This window comes from uncultured Sphingobacterium sp. (assembly GCF_964277905.1).
Taxonomy (GTDB): domain Bacteria; phylum Bacteroidota; class Bacteroidia; order Sphingobacteriales; family Sphingobacteriaceae; genus Sphingobacterium; species Sphingobacterium siyangense.
On the sequence record NZ_CAXYKD010000013.1, the window covers coordinates 58,520 to 80,622 of the forward strand.

Annotated in this window: 16 protein-coding genes; 12 read left to right on the top strand and 4 right to left on the bottom strand. The window is 41.8% G+C overall.

Annotation, left to right across the window (positions count from 1 at the left end):
- The first annotated feature begins 77 nt into the window (after window positions 1–77).
- From ACHWSC_RS07680 to ACHWSC_RS07695, 4 genes are all read left to right on the top strand, one after another.
- A complete protein-coding gene (locus tag ACHWSC_RS07680; protein WP_394676360.1) occupies window positions 78–536 on the top strand; it encodes a DUF4783 domain-containing protein in 459 nt (152 codons plus the stop codon).
- Between the two features lie 77 nt (window positions 537–613).
- Complete coding sequence (gene nadC, locus ACHWSC_RS07685; protein WP_394676361.1) at window positions 614–1,471, top strand: carboxylating nicotinate-nucleotide diphosphorylase; 858 nt, start codon at window positions 614–616, stop codon at window positions 1,469–1,471.
- Window positions 1,472–1,486: 15 nt separating this feature from the next.
- Window positions 1,487–2,137, top strand: a complete 651-nt coding sequence (gene plsY / locus ACHWSC_RS07690) for a glycerol-3-phosphate 1-O-acyltransferase PlsY (protein ID WP_075993893.1) — start codon at window positions 1,487–1,489, stop codon at window positions 2,135–2,137.
- 126 nt (window positions 2,138–2,263) lie between these two features.
- A complete protein-coding gene (locus ACHWSC_RS07695; RefSeq protein WP_075994938.1) occupies window positions 2,264–3,076 on the top strand; it encodes a M48 family metallopeptidase in 813 nt (270 codons plus the stop codon).
- A 77-nt stretch (window positions 3,077–3,153) separates the two neighbouring features.
- Here ACHWSC_RS07695 and ACHWSC_RS07700 read toward each other — a convergent pair whose 3' ends face one another.
- Window positions 3,154–3,630, bottom strand: coding sequence for a hypothetical protein (locus ACHWSC_RS07700; protein WP_394676362.1), 477 nt, complete (start codon window positions 3,628–3,630; stop codon window positions 3,154–3,156).
- A 465-nt stretch (window positions 3,631–4,095) separates the two neighbouring features.
- Here ACHWSC_RS07700 and ACHWSC_RS07705 point away from each other — a divergent pair, with 465 nt between their 5' ends.
- The 7 genes from ACHWSC_RS07705 to ACHWSC_RS07735 all read left to right on the top strand — a co-directional run bounded on the left by ACHWSC_RS07705 (window position 4,096) and on the right by ACHWSC_RS07735 (window position 18,308).
- Entirely contained in the window at window positions 4,096–7,401 is a 3,306-nt protein-coding gene (locus ACHWSC_RS07705) for a TonB-dependent receptor domain-containing protein (RefSeq protein ID WP_394676363.1), read from the top strand.
- A 417-nt stretch (window positions 7,402–7,818) separates the two neighbouring features.
- Window positions 7,819–8,958 (top strand): glycoside hydrolase family 105 protein, encoded by a 1,140-nt coding sequence (locus ACHWSC_RS07710; protein ID WP_394676364.1) that lies wholly within the window; start codon window positions 7,819–7,821, stop codon window positions 8,956–8,958.
- 6 nt (window positions 8,959–8,964) lie between these two features.
- Complete coding sequence (locus ACHWSC_RS07715; RefSeq protein WP_394676365.1) at window positions 8,965–11,100, top strand: TIM-barrel domain-containing protein; 2,136 nt, start codon at window positions 8,965–8,967, stop codon at window positions 11,098–11,100.
- 204 nt (window positions 11,101–11,304) lie between these two features.
- Window positions 11,305–14,403: a SusC/RagA family TonB-linked outer membrane protein gene (locus ACHWSC_RS07720; protein WP_394676366.1), complete on the top strand. Its 3,099-nt coding sequence runs from the start codon at window positions 11,305–11,307 to the stop codon at window positions 14,401–14,403.
- A gap of 58 nt (window positions 14,404–14,461) precedes the next feature.
- Window positions 14,462–16,024 carry a RagB/SusD family nutrient uptake outer membrane protein gene (locus ACHWSC_RS07725; RefSeq protein WP_394676367.1) on the top strand — a complete coding sequence of 521 codons (1,563 nt, stop codon included), beginning with the start codon at window positions 14,462–14,464 and terminating at the stop codon, window positions 16,022–16,024.
- A gap of 24 nt (window positions 16,025–16,048) precedes the next feature.
- The gene (locus ACHWSC_RS07730; RefSeq protein ID WP_394676368.1) at window positions 16,049–16,816 is read left to right on the top strand and encodes a hypothetical protein; all 768 of its coding nucleotides are present in this window, start codon (window positions 16,049–16,051) and stop codon (window positions 16,814–16,816) included.
- Window positions 16,817–16,844: 28 nt separating this feature from the next.
- Entirely contained in the window at window positions 16,845–18,308 is a 1,464-nt protein-coding gene (locus ACHWSC_RS07735) for a polysaccharide lyase 6 family protein (RefSeq protein ID WP_394676369.1), read from the top strand.
- A 413-nt stretch (window positions 18,309–18,721) separates the two neighbouring features.
- Here ACHWSC_RS07735 and ACHWSC_RS07740 read toward each other — a convergent pair whose 3' ends face one another.
- From ACHWSC_RS07740 to ACHWSC_RS07750, 3 genes are all read right to left on the bottom strand, one after another.
- Complete coding sequence (locus ACHWSC_RS07740) at window positions 18,722–19,687, bottom strand: DKNYY domain-containing protein (RefSeq protein ID WP_394676370.1); 966 nt, start codon at window positions 19,685–19,687, stop codon at window positions 18,722–18,724.
- Window positions 19,688–20,191: 504 nt separating this feature from the next.
- Window positions 20,192–20,524 carry a hypothetical protein gene (locus ACHWSC_RS07745; protein ID WP_394676371.1) on the bottom strand — a complete coding sequence of 111 codons (333 nt, stop codon included), beginning with the start codon at window positions 20,522–20,524 and terminating at the stop codon, window positions 20,192–20,194.
- 134 nt (window positions 20,525–20,658) lie between these two features.
- Window positions 20,659–21,531, bottom strand: coding sequence for an AraC family transcriptional regulator (locus ACHWSC_RS07750; protein ID WP_394676372.1), 873 nt, complete (start codon window positions 21,529–21,531; stop codon window positions 20,659–20,661).
- A gap of 240 nt (window positions 21,532–21,771) precedes the next feature.
- On the opposite strand from ACHWSC_RS07750, the gene ACHWSC_RS07755 reads away from it, so the two are divergent.
- Window positions 21,772–22,077, top strand: coding sequence for a hypothetical protein (locus tag ACHWSC_RS07755; protein ID WP_075993880.1), 306 nt, complete (start codon window positions 21,772–21,774; stop codon window positions 22,075–22,077).
- Window positions 22,078–22,103: the final 26 nt, after the last annotated feature.

Genomic DNA, 22,103 nt, shown 5'->3' on the forward strand with positions numbered 1-22,103 from the left:
TTATGTTCGGTTAAAAAACGGAGCTACCTAATGATTGATATGGATGATAGAAGCTGTTCTATAATATGTTGAGCTATATGAAATTTTTAAGCTATTGCGCATTTATACTTATTAATAGTCTTTTTGTACACACTGCGGCCTTCGGGCATTATTTAAAAGAAGTGAATACAGCGGTAAAGGTAGCTTTACCAGGTGATGATGATTCTTTAGGAAGTATTTCAGAGGAACTGAAATCATATTTGAAAGAAGGTAATGCAAAAAATATGGCCAAGTATTTCGGTTCAAACTTAACCTTATCTATTTTGGGGGAGAATGGCGTCTACACAAAATACCAGTCGGAAATCATGTTGGCGGCATTTTTTAATCAGCATAAACCCAAGACTGTTAAAGTGACGCAAGCCAGCAATGCGAACAATGGCTATCAATATTTTACATTTACATTAGCTACAGAACAAACAAACTATCGTGTTTTTATTAAGATCGGCGTAGGAAATAATAACCATTCGATTGAAGAGCTAAGAATCGACAAAAATTAAAGCTAGCGATGCTTTTTTTATAAATCTATTTTTCGATTAAAAAATTATTCCACATCTTAGCCCAATAAATAGTATTTATGGAGAAGGAAATCAAGGACTATTTGGCCCATTTTGTAAAACAGGCTGTCGCTGAGGATTTGGGCGATGGAGATCATACCTCACTTTCTACAATCGAGACTGGGGCGCAAGGTGAAGCCAAATTGATTGTTAAGGATAACGGTATTTTGGCCGGGGTTGAAGTGGCGCAGGCGATTATTGCTTATATTGACGATACGTTGGCCTGCGAGGTGTTTATCCAAGATGGAAGTCAGGTTAAAGTAGGTGATATTGCTTTCTATGTGAGGGGAAATATCCAAAGTATTTTGCTGGCAGAGCGTTTGGTGCTGAATGTCATGCAGCGTATGAGTGGCATTGCGACAACTACCCGAAAATACGTAGACCTTCTCAAAGGTACAGATACGAAAGTTTTGGATACCCGGAAAACCACACCATTGTTGCGTGTATTGGAGAAAGAAGCCGTTCGTATAGGAGGTGGGACCAATCATCGTTTTGGCCTTTTTGATATGATTTTAATTAAGGACAATCATGTGGACTATAGTGGCGGTATTGTACCGGCTCTAAAGCGCGCAAATGATTACAGAAAGAACCTAAATAAACCAATAGAAATAGAAATTGAAGTCCGAAATTTTGCGGAGCTTGATGAAGTTCTTAACTTTGGCGAAGTGGACCGAATCATGTTAGATAATTTTTCGCCGCAAGATGTAGCCAAAGCTGTTCAGCTAATTGACCATCGATTCAAGACAGAGGCCTCTGGGGGAATAACTTTCGACACGATCCGATCGTATGCGGAGGCTGGGGTAGATTATATTTCAGTAGGTGCTTTGACACACAGTGTAAGGAGCCTGGATCTTAGTCTGAAGGCCAAATTAATATAAGAACTGATTTAATTAATGATATCAATTTATTTAGTAACTGCAGTATTACTAGCTTATTTGTTTGGATCCATACCTACAGCCGTTTGGTTGGGACAGGCATTTTATGGGGTAGATGTTCGTGAGTATGGTAGCGGTAATGCTGGGGCGACTAACACCTTTCGCGTCTTGGGCCCTAAAGCGGGGTCGATCGTGATGTTTGTAGATATATTTAAAGGCTGGACAGCAACAAACCTGGCTTATTTAATAGAACTGGGGCAAAATACGAGCGATGTCCAATTTGTCAACTTTCAGTTGGCACTTGGCGTTATTGCGGTATTGGGGCACTTATTTCCTGTATTTGCGGGATTTAGAGGTGGGAAAGGGGTGGCAACCCTGTGTGGTATGATCCTCGCTATACATACGCCTGCCGCTTTAGTCTGTGTTTCAGTGTTTATCATCATCCTGCTGACAACCCATTATGTTTCGCTCGGTTCCATTTCTGCAGGTTTTGCATTTCCTTTTAGTTTGGCCTTTATTTTTAAAACAACCATACCTTCTGTGCTGCTTTACGGAATAGCCATCTGTATCCTATTGTTAATTACCCACCAAAAGAATATAGAGCGTCTGTTAAAGGGGCATGAATCCAAGATTTACCTCTTTAAGAAAAAGCCGAAGGAAAAAGAATAGGCACAATAATTGCATCCTCTAAAACGTATTTAATAATTTATTGTGAAATATCCATGTTGGAAAAGCTGAAAGCCGATCACCATCGCTCGGATATTCCATATGGCCATTGAAAGAAAATATATACATATGAACGGAGTGTTTAAGTATTCGGCTATGGTATTAGCGTGTGTAACACTGGCATCGGGGTTGTCAGGTTGCGCAACTTCAGCTGTTACGGGTAAAAAATATTTGAAATTGGTCAGCGCAGATCAAGTGAACCAGCAAGCTGCATTAGCTTATAAAGATTTCTTATCGAAAAATAATGCTAAAGTAGTAACCGGAACTGCAGATGCAGCCATGGTGAAACGCGTTGGTAACAAGCTTGCAACGGCGGTTAACCAGTATTTGCAAAGTACAGGTCGCGCAAATCAATTTAACTTCAACTGGGAGTTTAATTTGGTGAAGAGTGATGATGTGAATGCATGGTGTATGCCTGGAGGTAAAGTTGCGGTATATACCGGAATATTGCCGGTAACACGTACAGAAGCGGGCTTGGCAACAGTTATGGGACATGAGATCGCACATGCTATTGAGGAGCATTCTGTAGCTCAGGCTTCGAATCAGATCGCTTTACAGCTGGGAGGACAGATTTTAGGTTCAGCTGCAGGGGTATCTGGAAACAGTACGCTTGGTGTTTTTAACAATCTGTATGGTTTAGGTGGCAACCTGGCGCAATTAAAATTTTCGAGAAGTGATGAATCAGATGCGGATGCAGCAGGTTTGATTATTATGGCTTTGGCAGGTTATAATCCAAATGAGGCTGTAGATTTCTGGAAACGTATGGCATCGGGTAGTCAAAAAGGGCAGCCTGAGTTTTTGAGTACGCACCCGAGTGATGAGCGACGGATTGCGGATATTCAGAAATTGATTCCAAATGCGATGAAATATTATAAAAAATAAAGAGTCAATACAATTGAAAAAGCGGAGTATGCTAGGTGCATACTCCGCTTTTTTTATTAGCCTTATTTATGAAAGTATTATACGCCGGCAAAAGCATCACTAATGCCGAGCACGACACCAACGACTAGTCCCATCAAATTAAAGGCGATGGTGATGATGACCATAATGCCAATAAATTTGTAATGTTTTTTGAGTGCATCTAAGCATAACTCGAGTTGGATACTGTCGCGATTCTCGATTGCTTTTTTCGCTTTTGATCCGAAATTATAAAGGTAATAGATGGGAAGGCAGAAGAAAGCAAGAAATAAGAGATAGAGTACACCGAATGTGGATAAAGCCCCTGCTGTTACATATTCGTCGGCCCCGAGTGATAATGCACTGGCTCCAAAGATTAGGCTGACCATGGTTATGGCAGAAATGCCGATGAAAATAAAACAGACAATGGCCAAAAAATTGGTCCATTTGGCCGCTGAAGCCAAGAAGGAGAGCCCTGCAGGGGACAATTTAATGTCTGCAGGTTCTTGAAAAGAAGAATTTTGAATACCGTCTTCCATGAAGCATAAGTTATTAGGTGCGCGAATTTCTGAAAAGTTCTCGGTTTTTGAAACATTTTTTATATAAACCATCACGTCTATACAATCGTTTTGATTTTTTCGATCAGAATAGGTTACAGTGGCTCAAATTCGACAAGAAACTGAGGTGTTTAATAAAAGTCTCGATTGAAAGGAAATTAGTTAAAAATTTTTAAAAAGTTAAATTCCGATTGGAAGAATGTTGTTACAAAAGATTTTTGCGGATTTGATGTGGAAAATTATTTTTGATCGCTTCGTGTGGAGGGAAATGCTGGTTTAAAACATGTTATAACGTTTTTTTTGCTAATAAATTGTATGTTAATATAGTAATTATCGCCTGTATTTCATGAAGTATGTGTGGTTTAGTGTGTTAAGTTTATATTAAGTCCTTTGTAATTTGAAATCTCTTAGTAATTTTGCTTAACATTTTTTAACAAATCACATTATATGAAAAGATCTTTACTCTTTTTCGCTCTTGTTATGGCCAGCTATGGTGCTGTACAAGCTCAGGTTACAACAAGTAGCGTTACAGGTATTGTAAAAGAAGCAAACGGCAGTCTAACTTCGGGAGCAACAATTAAGGCTACGCACGTGCCATCAGGAACTGTTTATTCTGGCTCGGCTAACGCTGCTGGCCGGTTTAACCTAGCTAATATGCGTGTTGGGGGACCTTACAAAATTGAAGTAACTTATGTTGGTCAAAAGCCTGTTGTTTACGAAGATGTTTATTTGCAATTAGGTGAACCATTTGTTTTAAATCCAGTTTTTGGGGATGCTACAACTAACCTTGAAGAAGTTGTAGTAACTCGAGGAGCAGCCTTGAAAAGTGAAAAAAATGGCGCTTCTACAATTGTTGGACGTCGTCAAATTGAAAATTTACCATCTATTACACGTAGTGTTAATGATTTAACACGCTTGACACCACAAGCTAATGGGGCTTCTATCGGTGGAGGTAATTTTAGATCAAATAACTTTACGTTGGATGGAGCCAACTTCAATAACCAATTTGGTATTGGAAGTAATGTTCCTGCAAATGGATCTCCAATTTCTATTGATGCGATTGAACAGATATCGGTTAATGTGACTCCTTATGATGTACGTCAGTCTGGATTTACAGGAGCAGCGATCAATGCTGTTACTCGTTCAGGCCGTAATGAATTTTTTGGTTCGGCTTTTTATACTGGTCGTTCTGATAAACAACAGGGTACTAGAATTGGTGATGTATTGACTCCCGTTAACCAATTGTCAGTTAAACAATATGGGGTGAGCCTTGGAGGTCCAATTGTCAAAGATAAATTATTCTTCTTTGTGAATTTGGAACAAAATAAAACAGAAGAACCAGGTCCTGTTAAAATAGCTTCTTCACCTTCTAATCCGTTCGGTGCTGCAGGAACTCCTACCTATGTTGCTAGACCTACAGAAGCTTTTATGGATGAGGTATCCTCATTTTTAAAAGAAAAGTATGGTTATGAAACAGGACCTTATCAAGGATATTCCAATAAAAGTAATAACGATAAAATCTTTGCTCGTATTGACTGGAATATTGCCAATAACCATAAAATAAATTTTAGATATAACCAAGTTAAAGCTAAATCTCCTTCTGAAATTAGTAACTCATATACTGGTTCTGGTGTTTCAGGATTGAGCCGTACTGGAAGCAATGCTTTACATTTTTCAAATTCAAATTATTTCCAGGAGACGAATTTGTTTTCGGGAACAATGGAATATACAGGAAAGTTAGGTAATGTAAATACTTCTGCAAGGATATCCTACGTAAACCAAGATGAGCCTCGTTCGGTAAACGGTGGAGAATTTCCTCTTGTAGATATTAAACAAGGAGATAACGTTATCACGACTTTTGGTTATGAACCGTTTTCTTATGGAAATTTACGTTCTGTGAAAACTTGGACTGGGAATATGGATTTTAATTATACTTATAACAACCATGATTTTACAGGAGGTCTACAGTTTGAAACAAGTGATGTAAAAAATGGGTTCCAACGTTTTGGAGCAGGATATTATCTCTTTAATTCATGGGATGATTTTAAAAATGGAGCAAAAGCTACGAATTATGCTTTGACTTATCCGTTAACTGCAGATGGCTCGCAAGCCTTCCCTGGTTTTAAATTTAATCAATGGTCATTGTATGTACAAGATCAATTTACAGTTAACGATAAGCTGAAATTGACTGGTGGTATTCGTTTAGAATTGCCAGGGTATCCGAATGTAAATGAAGTTAAAGAACATCCATTAATTTCTGCTCTAACTTTTGCAGATGGTTTAAAATTGAATACTGGAGCATTGCCAAAAACGAAAGTAATGGTATCACCTAGATTTGGTTTTAACTATGATATCATGGGGGATCGCTCATTAATGCTTCGTGGGGGAACAGGTATCTTTACTGGTCGTATTCCTTTTGTGTGGATTGTCTCACAATCTGGAGATTCCGGAATGTTACAAGCTTCAATCACAAAATCGGGTGCTGATGTTCCTGCTTTCAGTCCTGATATTAAAGCTAATTATCCAGCAACTATTGCTGATCCAACGACACAGATTTCATCATCGAGTATTTCGGTTATGGACCCGAATTTGAAATTCCCATCGACATGGAAGTCTAGTATCGCGGTTGATTATAAATTACCGTTTGGAGTAGTTGGTACGTTAGAGGCTATCTATAATAAGGATATAAATGCTGCTGTGGCAAAGAATGTCAATCTAGCTGACCCTAAACAAATGAACATTGCAGGTTATGGTGATAATCGTTTTGTTTATGCTGATGCTAACGTAGATAAATACATCAATAAATTGTCAAATGGTCAAGCGTCACCTACAGCTACAGGTGCATTTTCAGCCATTCAAATGTCGAACCAAAAAGGGGGGCATTATTGGTCTGTAACTGCTCAACTGGCAAAAGCATTTGAAGATGGATTTTCAGCGAGCTTAGCTTATACACGTAGTGGTGCAAAAAATTACGGTGATGGAGCAGGTAGCCAAATTGCAAATTTATGGTCATTGCCTTACCAATCTGTCGGAAATTCAAATAATCCTACTTTAGGATATACTGATAATGTTTTGCCTGATCGTTTGGTAGGATCTGTAAGTTATTCAAATAAATGGATTAAAAACTTGAATACTTCTATTACAGTATTCTATTCAGGATCATCGACAGGAAGAGTATCTTATGCTTACTCAGCTGATTTTAATCGTGATGGACAAAATAATGATTTGATCTATGTTCCTAAAGATGCATCTGAAATTTCATTTGTTGATATTGTTGCGACACCAGGTTCAATTTATGGTGGAAAAGGCTATACAGCTAAAGAACAATCAGAAATATTCTTTGCTTTGATTGATGGTGATGACTATTTGAAGTCAAGAAAAGGAAAATATGCAGAGCGTAATGGTGGTGTAATGCCTTGGAGACATCAATTCGATTTAAGATTTACACAAGAATTGTTTAATGGAATCGGTGGTAAAAAGAATTCTTTAGAATTTTTCTGGGATGTATTTAATGTCGGTAACCTCTTTAATTCAGATTGGGGAGTGTATAAAATTAGCAACAATCAATTGTTGATTCCGACAAATATGGCTAGCACAAGAACTACTCCAGCTTTAGATGTACAAGGGAACATTAAACCGGAATTTAGATTAAACGGTGCGAATGGTGATGTAATTAGAGAAACTACACGTATTAATCAGACAATTACTTCAACTTATTATATGCAGTTCGGTGTTAAATTTAAATTTAACTAAGAAGAATATATAGTAAATTAATCTACGACACCCCAAAAGCTTGATGAAAGCTTTTGGGGTGTTTTTATTTTGAAAAAGCTGATAATGAATTAGTTTTTTTGTACTCCTATCCCCTGCATGGATGAAGCACGAATAAAGCACTGCCTAAGCACAGATATAGCACAGTAATAGCACGGTTTACGCAAACGTTGCGTAAGCCTATTGGCAAAAGAGAAAAGTACAATAAGAGTACTTATTCCGTACAACTAAACTGCCGACACGAACTCTGCTAACTTTCGGGATACACTGTACAAGTAAAGTGATGCCATGCGGATAGTATCCATTACCAATCTTTCCACCTAAACGAACAAAAACTACCCCCTTAATACAGACTGGCTTGCAGATATTTGCCTTATAACTTAATTATAAACCCAACTGATGATGAAGCAGTTCTGTATGTCCATACTCTTGGGTATTGGCGTCTGCATGTCCCTTTGTGTATTTGCGCAAAGCACAGACCTGGTTAATTGGCCGGCGCAGGCTGACCCCAGATTAATAGGTGATCTCGTGGCTCAACGTTTTGTGGCAAGTCCGCATAACAGTTTTAAACCGCCAGCTCCACCAAAAAACATTACTTATCCCGAAGTCTGTGCCTGGTATGGAGCATTGAAGTATGCCGAAGTGAGCAATGATCAGAAATTGTTTACGCAATTGACACAACGCTTTATGCCTTTGTTTGACACGGAAAAGCACCTTGTTCCGCGACCTTGGCATGTGGACTTTTCCGTCTTTGGAACGGTTCCGCTGGAGATCTATTTGCAAACGAAAAACAAGAAATTCTATACCATGGGAATGCGTTTTGCAAATGCACAATGGTCCATTCCGATTGACTCCCCTCAGGTTGTAAAAGATAGTTATCAGAAATTTCTCGATAAAGGACTTACCTGGCAGACCCGCTACTGGATTGACGATATGTATATGATTACCATGATTCAATCCAAAGCCTTTCAGGTAACGGGAGATCAGCACTATATTGATCGTGCCGCCCATGAAATGGTTGTCTACCTCGATACCATTCAAAAGGAAAATGGTCTTTTTTATCACGCACCGGATGCGCCTTTCTTCTGGGGCCGCGGGAATGGCTGGATGGCCGCGGGAATGAGCGAATTGCTGTCTTCATTAAAGAAAGACAACCCCAATAGACCCAAAATATTGGCTGCTTACCGCAAAATGATCACAAGTCTAAAGAAGTATCAGCGGCCGGATGGCCTTTGGGGGCAATTGATTGATAAACCTGAATCCTGGGTAGAAACTTCGGGTTCTGCCATGTTCACTTATGCCATTATTATGGGCATAAGGCAGGGATGGCTTGATGCGGAGGAATATACGCCCATCGCACGCAAGGCATGGATTGCTCTGACGGGCTACATCAACAAAGACGGCGATATCAGCAACGTCTGTGAAGGTACCAACCGAAAAAATGATTATCAGTACTACCTCGATCGAAAACAGAAAACTGGGGATATGCACGGCCAGGCGCCCATACTTTGGTGTGTGTACGCTTTATTAAAAAAATAACCAGCTATGATGAGATTATGGACAATTTTGCTGCTTTTGTTGGCGATTGAAGCATCGGCACAACCTATTCGTTGGCAGGAACAATACCCGGGTGTATGGAAAGGAACATTTGGCAAACCCGATAATTATACGCTGCTGTCTGCAGCAGGGGCTACACCTCAAGCTGCGACCCTCGAACGGTTGCAGTCTGTCGATTTTCCATTGCCCAAGATGGAGGTGCATGCCGAACTGATCGATGGTAAAACATACCTGCGGTTCCCGCTGCAAAAAAACGAACAGATCTACGGACTAGGACTTAATTTTCAGACGGTACATCAGCGGGGCAAGATTCTTAACCTGCATGTCGACCATTATGGTGGCAAAGATAATGGGCGCACCCATGCACCTGTTCCGTTCTACGTCTCTTCCAAAGGATATGGTGTATTAGTCAACTCAGCACAATATTTAACGTATTATGTGGGAACAGGCGTACGGAAAGATGCTAAAGTTCCTGCAGAAGTAAAAGATCGCAATACCGATAAAAGCTGGAACTCCCGGCCTTACTCCGATGCGGTGGAAGTATACGTCCCTGCAGAAGGAGCGGAAGTTTATGTATTTGCAGGCATCAATCCGCTCGATGCCATAAAACGCTATAACCTCTTTTGTGGCGGTGGCGCCCTGCCGCCGAAATGGGGGCTTGGTTTTACGCAACGTGTACAAAAGCTTTATACGGCAGATGAAGTGATCAAGGAGGTAGCGGAATTTGAGGAACATGGCTTCCCGCTTGATTTTATTGGTCTCGAACCCGGCTGGCAGTCCAAGGCTTACCCTTGCTCATTTGAATGGGATAAGGGACGTTTTCCAAATCCGGCAGCCTTGGTAAAGAAACTGGCCGATAAAGGTGTGCGTTTAAACCTATGGACAAACCCTTATATCTCTCCAGAATCTCCTATCAGTAAAACTATTGAACCTTTTACCGGCTCGCATACGGTGTGGAATGGGACTGTTCCTGATCTGAATCATCCAGACGCAAAACGCATCCTTGCAGGCCAACTGAGCCGTTCGCAGATCGATATAGGCATCAGCGGATATAAGATTGATGAAGTCGATGGTTACGACTACTACCTTTGGCCGGACATGGCCAAATTTCCCTCAGGCATCAGTGGGATACAAATGCGGCAAACCTATGGTGTACTTGCACAACAATTGACCGACAGTCTATACCGCCAGCAGAATAAACGAACATTTGGGCTGGTACGTGCATCTAACGCCGGAGCCAACAACATGCCCTACGTGATCTATAACGACTATTATAGTCATCAGGACTTTATCACTGCACTGGTCAATAGTGGATTTTGCGGCGTACTGTGGACACCAGAGGTAAGGGGCTCCAAAACAGGCGAGGAATGGTTGCGCCGTTTCCAGACTGTTGTATTCTCACCAATGGCCATGATCAATGCTTGGTCGAGTGGAACAAAACCCTGGTCTTTTCCTGAAGTGGCCGAAAAAGTGAAGTACTATGCGCAGTTGCGGATGGAATTGATGCCTTATCTCTATTCTGAATTTGCAAAATACCATTTTGAAGGAACACCTCCCTTTCGGGCCATGGTGCTGGAAGAGGGATTTCAGGGACAAACAACCGCAAGCCTGAGCAATCAGGATCTGGAAACAAATCCTTATCTGGAAGCGGTAAACAAAGAGGTGAAAGATCAGTACATGTGTGGCGAATATCTGTTGGTGGCGCCTTTATTTACAGGCGAATCTACTAGAAAGGTGCTTTTGCCTAAGGGTAACTGGTACGATTTCTATTCGGGCCGTTATGTCGGTAATGGCGAGGAAATCGTTGCCAAACCCGAAGACGATCGGATACCCGTCTATGTAAAAGATGGTGGCATCATTCCAATGACGACAGCGCGGCTTCATGCGCCTGCAGCAGGAGAAAAAGTGAACCTAATTATCCGACATTATGGGGAGAAGGAGGGGATGTATAACCTGTATGACGATGATGGTCTGAGTTTCGATTATGAGAAAGGGGCCTATTCTTGGCGTAGGATTGTTCTGAAAAGAAATGCGTCCGGGAAACTGGAAGGCGATATCTCGGCACCAGCCAAAAATAAACCGAATACGATAGGTACAGTAAAGTTTGAATTTATGGGGCAATGATATTGTTTTGAACAATAAGCTATCTTTTAAGCGCCTAAAAACCATTTTTTACTGCTAAAAAGACCAAAAAATACACTGTTTAACCTCGCAGATTGACTGATATTTGAGATAACTGATTATAAAAAATAACCAATTTATTAAATGCATGGCCGAGTTATCGATCATCTACTCATGATAGACAATCGCCATAAAAACTGATTTATTATGATAAAAAGTATCACAAAAATGGGGTGCTTTGTACTCTTCCTATTTCTAGCCTTGGGGAGTATAGGCTTACCGGTCTTTGCCCAACAAAACATTCGGCTTTCAGGAAAGGTGACCAACAAAAAAGGAGAGGCACTGCAGGGAGTCACTGTTCGTATCAAAGGGAAAAGTCAGGGGACAAGTACAGATGCCACGGGGAAGTATCAGCTTGATGTTGTATCATCCAGTACCGTTGTCTTTAGTCAAGTAGGCATGAAAGAGCAGGAGCGCGCTGTCGGTAGCCAGCGACAACTTGATGTCACGTTGGAAGATAGTGACAATGCGCTGGATGAAATTGTTGTTACAGGTTATGGTGGTGTTGCAAAGAAACGTGACCTTACGGGCGCTATATCTTCCGTCAACGCAAAGAAAATCGAAGAGCGTCAACCCATTAACCTTTTCGATGCCTTACAGGGGCAGGCTGCCGGAGTCCTTATTGTCAATGACGGTGGTGGAGCACCTGGGGCGACAGGATCTATTCAGGTGCGGGGTACCTCCACATTAAATGGGGGAAATGGTCCCTTATACCTGGTCGATGGAGTAATTAACCCCGATGGTGCGACCATAAATCCAACAGATATCGAGAATATCGAGGTCCTCAAAGATGCTGCTTCGGCATCTATTTATGGATCGCGTGCAGCCAATGGCGTTATCCTCATCACAACCAAGCGCGGATCAGAGGGAAGACCCATGGTGAATGTCAATTACAATCATCTTTTCGGCCGTCTAGCCCATTATATCCCGGTAAGTAATTCTGCCGAAGTAAGGGCTTTCCGATATATTCAAGGCCTCAATACCAATACGGATTCCATCAACCCAAGTTTCAATTCGGATAACGATTTACAAAGACTTTTGTTGGGAAATCTTGCTCAAAAGAAGGAAATTAAGATGAGCGTATCAGGTGGTCAGAAAAATCTCCGGTACTACAGCAGTTTGAATTACCTGGATGATAAATCGATCATCTTGAATAGTTACGCCAAGCGTTTACAGTCACGTATCAATGTTGAATATCAGTTTTCATCCAAATTGAGGTATTCCAACAATATTTCCTTTTCCTGGCAAAAAGGCAATACGATTCCAATCGGCAATACGATCCGCGTCGTCATGGACCGTCCGGCATATTCCTTGATTTACTATCCTGATGGCTCTTTAACAAGCTACATCGGTTCGAAGCGAAATCCTGTCGCCAACGCCTTGTTTGAAAAAAATATCGATGAAACCTATTCCGGGCAATTGAACAATCAGTTGGATTATCAAATTCGGGACGACCTGAAATTTACGACCTTGTTTAATGTGCGGTTGGACAATTTACAGAATACCCAATTCTCACCACGTTTTTTATCGGCAAACAAGGATCAGAATAGCGGAACAAACGAGTTTAATAAAACGTTCACTTGGGAGTTTCAATCTTATCTAAATTATAATAAGACTTTTGCACAGGACCATAATGTCACGGCCTTATTGGGATTCAGTTCGGATCGTAGACGCTATGATCGTTTTCATTCTGAATATATGAATAGCGTCAATGAGGAAGTTCTGGTGACTTTTCCAGATTACCTCACGCCGTCAAAAACCTATACCACAGCAACGGCCAACGCTTCTGCCTCTGTTTTTAGCCGGATTGGCTACAATTACAAAGGACGTTATCTCGTTCAGGGATCCTACAGAAGGGATGGTTCATCGCGGTTCGGCGCAGCAAATAAATGGGGGAACTTTCTCTCAGCATCTGCTGCCTGGCGTTTTTCGGACGAGAATTTCATGAAATGGGCGAAGCCGGCATTGGTAGATGCTAAATTAAGATACAGCATTGGACAGCTTGGAAACGATAAAGTAGGCGATTATGAATCGTATACAAAAGTGGCCTTCGGCGGGTCTTATAATGGCGTCGGCGGAGCTGCATTGACAAGTACATTTGGAAATAATCGGATCAAATGGGAAACAACCACCCAAAACAATGTGGGCTTAGATCTGACCTTCTTAAATGGCCGATTAGGATTTACGGCAGATTACTATGTCAAGACCACCACCGATCTACTGTATCCACGGGAGCTTGCCAAGGAAACTGGTTACGCAAAAGTGAATGTCAACCTGGGAACAATTCGCAACCGCGGAATGGAGTTTGTAATTAGTGGAAAACCAATCGTAACACCTGATTTCAGCTGGGAAGTGAATGGTAATATTTCTTTTGAACGCGGTAAGATCCTGAAGCTGGCAGATGGAATTCCATTTTTCCCTGGCAATAAATGGTACGCGGAAGAAGGCGGCCGTATCGGAAATTTCTATGGCTGGCGCAATTTAGGGGTTTACGCCTGGGACGAGTCCAATGCCTACAATGATAATTGGGAGAAATTGACACTTGTACTTGACGATCAGGGCAAACCGATGTATCGTGATGGAAAAGCGGTCTATACCTTCAATGGTAGTGATTACCAGGGTACAGTACATCAGCTATATGCGCCCGATGGTAAACTGAAAGGTGGCGATGCTGAATGGCTTAACAATAAGAAAGATAGTTTGATCAATGACGAAGACCGTATGATCCTCGGTAATGCGACACCAAATTTCTACTTTGGTTTTATGCAGACCTTTAGATATAAGCGATTTACCCTAAATGTACTCTTTAATGGTTCTTTTGGTGGGGAAGTTTACAATGCGTTGCTGCAACGTCAAAATTATCCGACCAACACAGGAGCAGGCTCTCCGGATATGGTCTATAATGTATGGCGCAAACCCGGCGATGTGGCCAAATATCCAAATTATGTGGAGAGAAACAACCGTGGAAATCTAAAAACAAACCAGAATAGCCTTTATATCGAAGATGCAACATTTGTTCGTCTGTCAAGTGCACGGTTGGCCTATACCTTCGATCCGCAATTGATCAACAGATTAAAAATGAAAGGGCTTACAGCCTTCGTTTATGGAAGCAACCTGTTGACATGGACCAATTATAGGGGCTACGATCCCGAATTCAGTACAAACAATCCGCTGACACCGGGAGAGGATGATGGCCGTTATCCGAGGAGACGGGAGTTTGGATTTGGCGTAAATATCAATTTTTAGCATTTATCGATTAGGGTAAGTTCCGTCTGAAGGATGGAGCAGAAAAAATATTTTTGACATGAAAACAAAGATCTTAGCACTGTTACTGCTGTCAGCTACATTGGGGGGCTGTAACAAATTTTTGGAAGAGAAACCGCTGGCCGAAGTTGCGCTGGACCAGCATTATAAAAACTTATACGATGTGCAGGCCGCAATAGCCGGAATGTATAGTGCCTTTCAGCTTGAAATGGTTGGTAAGGGTAATTATCAGGACAACAAAGATAATTATCTCGAAAAGTACCTGTATTGGGGCGAGTATCGTGCCGATAATTTTGACCGGGCAATTAGTTACACCAAAGACTATGTGGACGAGATCGTACTAAATAGCCTTACGCCAACCAACCAGTTTTCAGACTGGAGCGGGCTCTATACCGCCATCGGGCGTATCAATAACAATATCAAGTATATTCCAAAGGCAGCGGAATTGGATAGCCGTATTACCCCGGAGATGCTTAAGGATTATCTCGCGCAGTGTTATGCGCTTCGAGCGATGTGTTATTTCTATCTCGTCCGTGTATGGGGCGATGCTCCGATATGGCTTGAACCTTATGAGGATGTACAGCAGCCCGCTGCCAGCGCACGCGAACCGAAAGATAAGATATTGAACGAGGTCATTATTCCAGATCTGGAAAAAGCCTATTCTCTGGTCGATAAAGATGCGAAAAACGCCCTATGGACAATCGGCGGGGCAGGAATATGCGCGATCATGTCTGATGTGTATATGTGGAAAAAGGATTATCAAAATGCAACAAAATGGATCACACGCCTGTTTTTGACAAAGTCTCCTACAGGAGTGAGCTATGCCGGAACCAATGAAACCAATTTGCAGGATGGCGCAAGCTGGAAAACTATTTTTGTCAATCCAACTTCGAGTAAAGAAACGATTTGGAGTATCCACTGGGATTACTTAAAAAATGGCTGTGCCTGTATGCAAACGTCGTGGTCTCCCAATAATAAGCAGATCATAGTCGATGAAGGAGTGTGGGCAACCTGGTTTCAGCCACAAACGACAACCTCGCCAAGTCCTGATATTCGACCTCAGCAAACATTGGATGTCTATTTTGGATTGCCAAGCAACAAGAGAGATCGCTTTATCAAGTGGTATCCAACCGATGCAAATCCAACCAAAGCGGATCCATGGCCGGTGACAAATCAGGCCCTGCCGGTTTATTTGACCATGTACCGACTGAGTGACATGTATCTCTTATACGCTGAAGCGTTGAATGGCCTCGGTGACCGAACCAATGCCCTCAAATATTTAAACTTTGTCCGCAAGCGTGCACGCCTGCCACAATATGATGCGAATGATGCAACTATTGCCACAAGCTACCAATTGGAAACGGCGATTTTGGATGAACGTCGTCTGGAACTTTTTGGTGAAGGTAAAAGGTGGTTTGATCTGGTGCGCACTGGACGTGTGAAGGACGTGATGGACCCAATCTTGAAACGTAGACAGGAAGAAGCGGGTAATTTAGATAAACCTGGATTCCTAGATCCAACAAACAGAGTGTATTGGCCTATTCACCGGAATGTTTTAAACTCCAATAAATCATTGGTTCAAAACCCAGGATATACAGATTAACAGAAGAATTTAAATCAGAGAGTCATGAAAAGAATGTTTAAGACCAAATGGACATATAGCGCTATCATCGTAGCAAGTCTATTAATGACAAGTTGTTCACTTTTCGATTTGGAACTGCAAAAAGATTACGACTACGAACATAAAACTTTAGATCCCAATATCGGGATAAGTGCACGGAAATTTTTGGAGAACCGATCGTATGAGACGGTAGAAAATCCAACGGATACAGTTTTTAAATGGATGCGGAAGGGCTTAGAATATGCAGGAATTCCTTTGGAAGAATTTGAAAAAAACGATCGAACCTTTATTTTCTTACATAATGAAGCCATAAAGACCTGGGATACTAAAACGAAGAAGGTGACAGCAGGCCTGTTTTTTGACTTTCCAATTGTGACCGGAGTGGATGGAACAGGCAAACCGATTACGAGACCGGCGACAAAATGGGAAGAATACAACAAAGATGATGTCCGTAACTATTTCCTTTACCTCATGTTACAAGGGAATTATAACTTCGGTAAGCTGACCATTGAAAATACAAAAGCCAAAACGATGCTTCCAGCGAACACTGTTGCCAGCAAAAGTTCTTTATTGGGATACATGAATGAAGGCAAAGGTTTTGATCAGGAAGGACTGATGGTGTTACGGCTGGTCAATAACAGTGATTTGGCGCCGATTCAGATTAACAATAAAACAACCAATCGGTCCGGGGGGTATATTGTGACGAATGGCGTGGTTCATGTCTTTGGAAGCAAGGGCAATACAACAGTTTATCCTTTTTCGGGAGCACTTTAACGAAAGAACCTTTTAAACAAATTTAAATATGATCAAAAAGAATTCAGTTATTGCTTCACTTCTGCTGCTATTGGCGGTAGGAACTAGCTGTGAGAAATCGCCGGCCGAAAAACTCACTTTAAACAGTATTGCCTGTGTGCAATGCCACAGCATTCAGTCGGCAGCGGATCTTCAGGCACTGAGCTTACAGCCCGGAGACACGGTCATTATGAAGTCCGGTCAATGGACCAATCAGGAACTAACCTTCAGTGCTCAGGGGACAAAACAGCAGCCTATTGTATTGATGGCAGAGCAGCGGGGGGCAGTTATCATGAAAGGTACTTCTTCTGTTAGTATCACGGGACAATGGTTAGTTGTGGATGGACTTGTATTCCAGGAAGGGTATACGACAGGCAAAAATGTGGTGGATTTCACTTCTTCCTCTTCAAACTGCCGCCTTACCAATACGTCGATTGTGGACTATAATCCACCGGCAGCAACGACCGACTACCGTTGGGTTTCCATCAATGGTTCCTATCATCGCATTGACCACTGCTATTTAAAAGGAAAGACCCATCAGGGACCGACCATGGTCGTATGGGGGACCAGTAAACCAATGAAACACCGAATTGATCACAACTTCTTTGGTGAGCGTGCTGCGGTACCGGACAATGGCGGGGAAACCATCCGTGTCGGAACTAGCGACTGGTCGATGACAAATGCACTGACAACCATTGAAGATAATATTTTCCAGCGCTGTAACGGTGAAACGGAAATTATATCCAATAAGATGGGGGCTGATACGATCCGCAACAACTATTTCTATGAAAGCCAGGGAACCCTATGCCTGCGGCATGGCAATGGATCAGCCGTTTATGGCAACTATTTTGTTGGTAATGGCAATAGCGCCGCTGGCGGTATTCGTATCATCGGTGAAGATCATCTTGTCTACAACAATTACTTCCAGAATATGGCCGGCACGGGACAAAAAGCTGCGTTGGCCATCATGGACGGTGTGCCAAATTCACCTTTAAGCGGTTACTTTCAGGTAAAACGCGTAAAAGTTGTTGCCAATACCATGATCAAGTGTAAGCAGTCATTTGATATAGGTTCAGGTAAAGGCGGCAATAGCCGGACATTGCCGCCAACGGATGGGAATATCGCAAATAACGTGGTTTCTCAATCTGCCCAGTCTACCATGTTGACCTTTACCGATCAACCGGTCAATTTTGTATATCAGGGAAACATTGTTTTTGATGTGCCGACAAGTCAGCAGCTGCCGGCTGGATTTACCCGAGTTAATCCACAATACACACTAACAACAGATGGCATTTATGAGCCAACAAGTAGCAGCCCGGTATTGGGTGCCTTTGTGGGAAATTATCCTTTTGCAGCGGCAGTAGATGCTGGAGCGCCTAAACTGGATACAAAACATCGCGATCTGCTGAAAGCCCAAAATATAGGCCCTGTATTTATGACCGGCCTGGGAAATAGCTTGGTTATTAATCCTTAAATGACCTTAAGTACTATTTTATGCGGGGAATAAATCGTTTATTCCCCGCTTTTTTTGCGGTAAATAATGCTTGTATTTGCCGCATATAATTTCGAGATCAACGGCAACAATATACTGCTACCAAATTATACCTAAAAACAATTTTCAATCAGTATTTAGACAGTAATCAGTCAGTGTTTATTCAGTCATCACTGAGCAAGCACTGAACGAGCACTGAACAATCACTGAACGAGCACTGTAAAAAGGCCGAACTTGATCACCATCTGATCTTGGTTTGCTGAAGCTATACTATCTTTCGGTGGATTGGCCGTTGTTCAATGAATTCCTGCTGCGCAACTGGAGCTGCTATGGCCTTATCGAAAAAATTAAATACAAGGCCAAAATGGTCGGTATCAACATTATTATAGAATGAATTAATCCAATTTTTCGCCCCGATAAAACTTCGTATATGCATCCCGTGCATAGCCGTTGTCTAAGTACTCAAAAGTGCTAGCACCTGCTCCCTTTAACTCCTGGCCGCGATAGAAAACTGCCCAGGAGTCTTTTGCATAACCTCCTCCAAGCGCTTTAAATGTAGATGGCGAGGCACCCTTAACTTTTACCCCCTGATAATAAACTACCCAGGGATCTGCTGCATAGCCGTTTCCGATTAATTTGAACGAGTTGGGGCTGCCACCCTCGACTTTGACTCCGCGATAAAAAAGATTCCAGGCATCTTTGGCATAGCCGTCATCAAGGTATTCAAAGGTTGAAGCAGAAGCCTCTTCCACTTTCTGATTTTTATAAAAAACAGACCAATTGTCCTTAGCATATTGACCGCCAAGGGGCTGTGTGGTAGGACCAGCAAATTTATCATTCTTTTCGCCTCTATAATAGCTCGACCAATTATCTTTTGCATAACCCCGGCCGAGATTTTCAAAGCTTGAAGCATTGGCTCCATTAATTTCTTTGCCTAAATAGTAGGCTTTCCAGGGGTCTTTGCTGTAACCATTTCCCAATATCTTGAAGGAAGATGCTGTTGCATTTGACAATGGCTTGCCATAAAAATAAACCTTCCAGGCATCGCTGGCATAACCGTCTCCCAGGAACTGGAAAGTGGATGGACTTGCATCAGCTATTATTGCTCCTCGAAAATAAACCTTCCAGGTATCCTTTGCATAACCCGAACCTAAAAATTGAAATGAACCGGCATTGGCGTTCGGAATTTCTTTACCGCGATAATAAACGCGTGATCCGATTTTGCTGTAACCATCGCCCAGATGATCCTGAAGCAAAAGGGCAGTACGGTTATATTGCGCAATATTTGCACAAATAGCCTGTGTGGCAGTAGTCAAAAAAAGAAGAACGAGCATGGTTTTAAATGGGACTTTTGTCATCATATAGGGCATCGGGTTAAATTTAAAGCAATAATCATGTTGTACTCTTGTTAATGAGACCCGGTAATACTAGTAAAGTTTAGTCATTAATTAAATTTTTTTGAACTGTTACTTTGCACTTGTTCGGAGATTGGTTTGCTGTATAGTTACTGATTCTTTGCTGTTTCTCTGCTGTTTGATTGGTGGTTCTTTGCCGTTTCTTTGCTTATTCTTCGGGGCTTCTTCGTATCTGCTTCGAGAATGGTTTGCTATTCGTTTGCCGTTTCTTTGGTGTTTCTTCGCTGTTTCTCTGCTGTTTCTCCGCTAAAATGGTAATTAAATAGCAACCAATCGGCAGAGAATAGGCAAAGAATAAGCAAGCAAGGGGGCCAGTAAGCCCCTAGCATACCTTACGCGAATACGACCAATCATCCTAGAGAAGGCTAATGCAATCGCAAAAACAGGGCCTATGGGTAAGCTAACCTTCCTAACAGCGAAAGGCTGGATACAAGGCTGAATAGATGGCACTTATTTGGTCGGCTGTAAGTGTATTTCGGGAAAGGAGTAGCTGGAATCCTGGACCGTGGTAAACAGGGAATAATCGGTGTAATCCGGAACGGCTATCCGCAGGAGATAGCTGCCCTTTTTTACCACCTGTATTTTAAATTCGCCATTGCTGTTTCTAACGGTATCTCGACCTAATAAAGCCAAGGGTTCCCTTTCCTTATTGGACGCATAGGTTTCAATAATAAAATACCCAACGGGGTTATACTGATGGTCAACCAACCGACCGGTAATACGGTAAGGCGGAGTAGTAAACAGCCCATACAGTGAACAAGAGAGTAGCAGTAGTTTTAGCATATTTTTCCATTGTGCAGCTCGATAACATACAGGTATCCAGCTGATGAATTTTAAAACGGAGATCCTCACCGCGCGATTGGAATGACGATCTATGCAAAGGTAGCCTGCTGCGTCATTGAATAAATATCACAAGTTTATGAAAAACTATCATTTTGCATTTTCTGCTTGTAGGCGGAAGGAGATAAGCCCGTCAGTTTTTTGAAAAATCTGGAAAGATTATTAGGATCGCTGAAATGAAGTTCAAAGGCAATTTGGGCGATAGACTGTTCATCCAATAGAAGCCGCTGTTTGATTTCCTGTATTTTTCGGTGTTGGAGGAGGGTAATTGGACTATGTCCCGTGTAGGCTTTGATTTTGTGATTCAGCTCATTGCGGTGTATTTTTAGTAAACTAGCATATTGGTTGCAGTTCAGGTTGGAGTTGACATGCTCTTCCATGAGCATTTTAAATCGAGTGAGCAAATTGTTATTCGCGCTTTCGCTGGCTATATGATGAAATGCACGAAATAGCCGGTCCAGTCGAAGTAAAATACTGGCAAGTAGTGCGCGGATCATATTGGGGCTGTCAGATCGGAAGGCGCCGATTTCAAAAACAATTTCGGAGAGCATGGACTTGAACAACTCAAAATCACCCTCCATAGCGACAATATAAGGTGCAAATGAATAGTTGTAAAAATAGGGGAGTTTGTATACCAGTGTTTTATCCTGAAAGAAAGATTCCAAAAACTCGGGTTTAAAGATTAAATGAAATCCTTTGACACCGTTTTTATCAAAGTCACATTGCTTAATTTGGTTGGGTGAAGCGAATAAGATTGTGCCTGGGCATAATTCGATACGTTTTTCATTGGTATATGCGACTCCGTTTCCCTGTTCAAAAAACATGATCTCAAAAAAGTTGATGGTGTGCGGACCGGCCTCAAAAATCAGATCGGTATTATCCTCGAACCGGTGGGCATCCATCGCTAAGGGAAAGCCGTATTTGCTGTCGTCAAAATCAAAATAACGCATAATAGTGTCTTCAAACAATAGGAAACGCCTAAGCGTTAAAATCGCAATGAATAAATATAATAGTTTTTCTGAATATTACTTGACAGGGAATTGAGGTCCTATCCGTGCATTGAGGTCCTATCCGTGCAATGCAAGTGCTGTTGGTCAAAAAAATACGAGTCATGTCATATTCAGGTCAATGAAAGGCTGTATAAGCTCCTTAATTTGAAAAAGTAATATTTTTTTTGTATATTGCTGGTTATGAGTTTTAAAGAAAAATTAGAGAACTGGCGCACGTCAATCAATCGCGCCGGTAGTGGTGAGGAATTGTATATTTTGCTTTTGAACTATAAAAGGTTTATCAACAAAAATTGGGTGGACGATTTTGGCGATCCGGGCAACTGGAAATCGGAATTAAATCAGGTCATCAGCAAAGTAAGAAACAAGGTGGATGTAGCAGATATCAGAGCCTGCCAAGATTTATCGTCCTATCAGGACGATGCCCGGCAGACCGCACATTCACTCAATCATACGTTAAAATATCATCACTCATTGACAAAAGGGTAGGCTAGGCCTACCTTTTTTTGTGATCA

What these genes read in the sequence shown, in the direction of transcription:
- ACHWSC_RS07740 (WP_394676370.1), bottom strand. Translation starts at nt 19,687, where the DNA reads ATGATGACAAAAGTCCCATTTAAAACCATGCTCGTTCTTCTTTTTTTG.
- nadC (WP_394676361.1), top strand. Translation starts at nt 614, where the DNA reads ATGGAGAAGGAAATCAAGGACTATTTGGCCCATTTTGTAAAACAGGCT.
- ACHWSC_RS07755 (WP_075993880.1), top strand. Translation starts at nt 21,772, where the DNA reads ATGAGTTTTAAAGAAAAATTAGAGAACTGGCGCACGTCAATCAATCGC.
- ACHWSC_RS07705 (WP_394676363.1), top strand. Translation starts at nt 4,096, where the DNA reads ATGAAAAGATCTTTACTCTTTTTCGCTCTTGTTATGGCCAGCTATGGT.
- ACHWSC_RS07710 (WP_394676364.1), top strand. Translation starts at nt 7,819, where the DNA reads ATGATGAAGCAGTTCTGTATGTCCATACTCTTGGGTATTGGCGTCTGC.
- ACHWSC_RS07715 (WP_394676365.1), top strand. Translation starts at nt 8,965, where the DNA reads ATGATGAGATTATGGACAATTTTGCTGCTTTTGTTGGCGATTGAAGCA.
- plsY (WP_075993893.1), top strand. Translation starts at nt 1,487, where the DNA reads ATGATATCAATTTATTTAGTAACTGCAGTATTACTAGCTTATTTGTTT.
- ACHWSC_RS07695 (WP_075994938.1), top strand. Translation starts at nt 2,264, where the DNA reads ATGAACGGAGTGTTTAAGTATTCGGCTATGGTATTAGCGTGTGTAACA.
- ACHWSC_RS07720 (WP_394676366.1), top strand. Translation starts at nt 11,305, where the DNA reads ATGATAAAAAGTATCACAAAAATGGGGTGCTTTGTACTCTTCCTATTT.
- ACHWSC_RS07730 (WP_394676368.1), top strand. Translation starts at nt 16,049, where the DNA reads ATGAAAAGAATGTTTAAGACCAAATGGACATATAGCGCTATCATCGTA.
- ACHWSC_RS07745 (WP_394676371.1), bottom strand. Translation starts at nt 20,524, where the DNA reads ATGCTAAAACTACTGCTACTCTCTTGTTCACTGTATGGGCTGTTTACT.
- ACHWSC_RS07735 (WP_394676369.1), top strand. Translation starts at nt 16,845, where the DNA reads ATGATCAAAAAGAATTCAGTTATTGCTTCACTTCTGCTGCTATTGGCG.
- ACHWSC_RS07725 (WP_394676367.1), top strand. Translation starts at nt 14,462, where the DNA reads ATGAAAACAAAGATCTTAGCACTGTTACTGCTGTCAGCTACATTGGGG.
- ACHWSC_RS07680 (WP_394676360.1), top strand. Translation starts at nt 78, where the DNA reads ATGAAATTTTTAAGCTATTGCGCATTTATACTTATTAATAGTCTTTTT.
- ACHWSC_RS07700 (WP_394676362.1), bottom strand. Translation starts at nt 3,630, where the DNA reads ATGGAAGACGGTATTCAAAATTCTTCTTTTCAAGAACCTGCAGACATT.
- ACHWSC_RS07750 (WP_394676372.1), bottom strand. Translation starts at nt 21,531, where the DNA reads ATGCGTTATTTTGATTTTGACGACAGCAAATACGGCTTTCCCTTAGCG.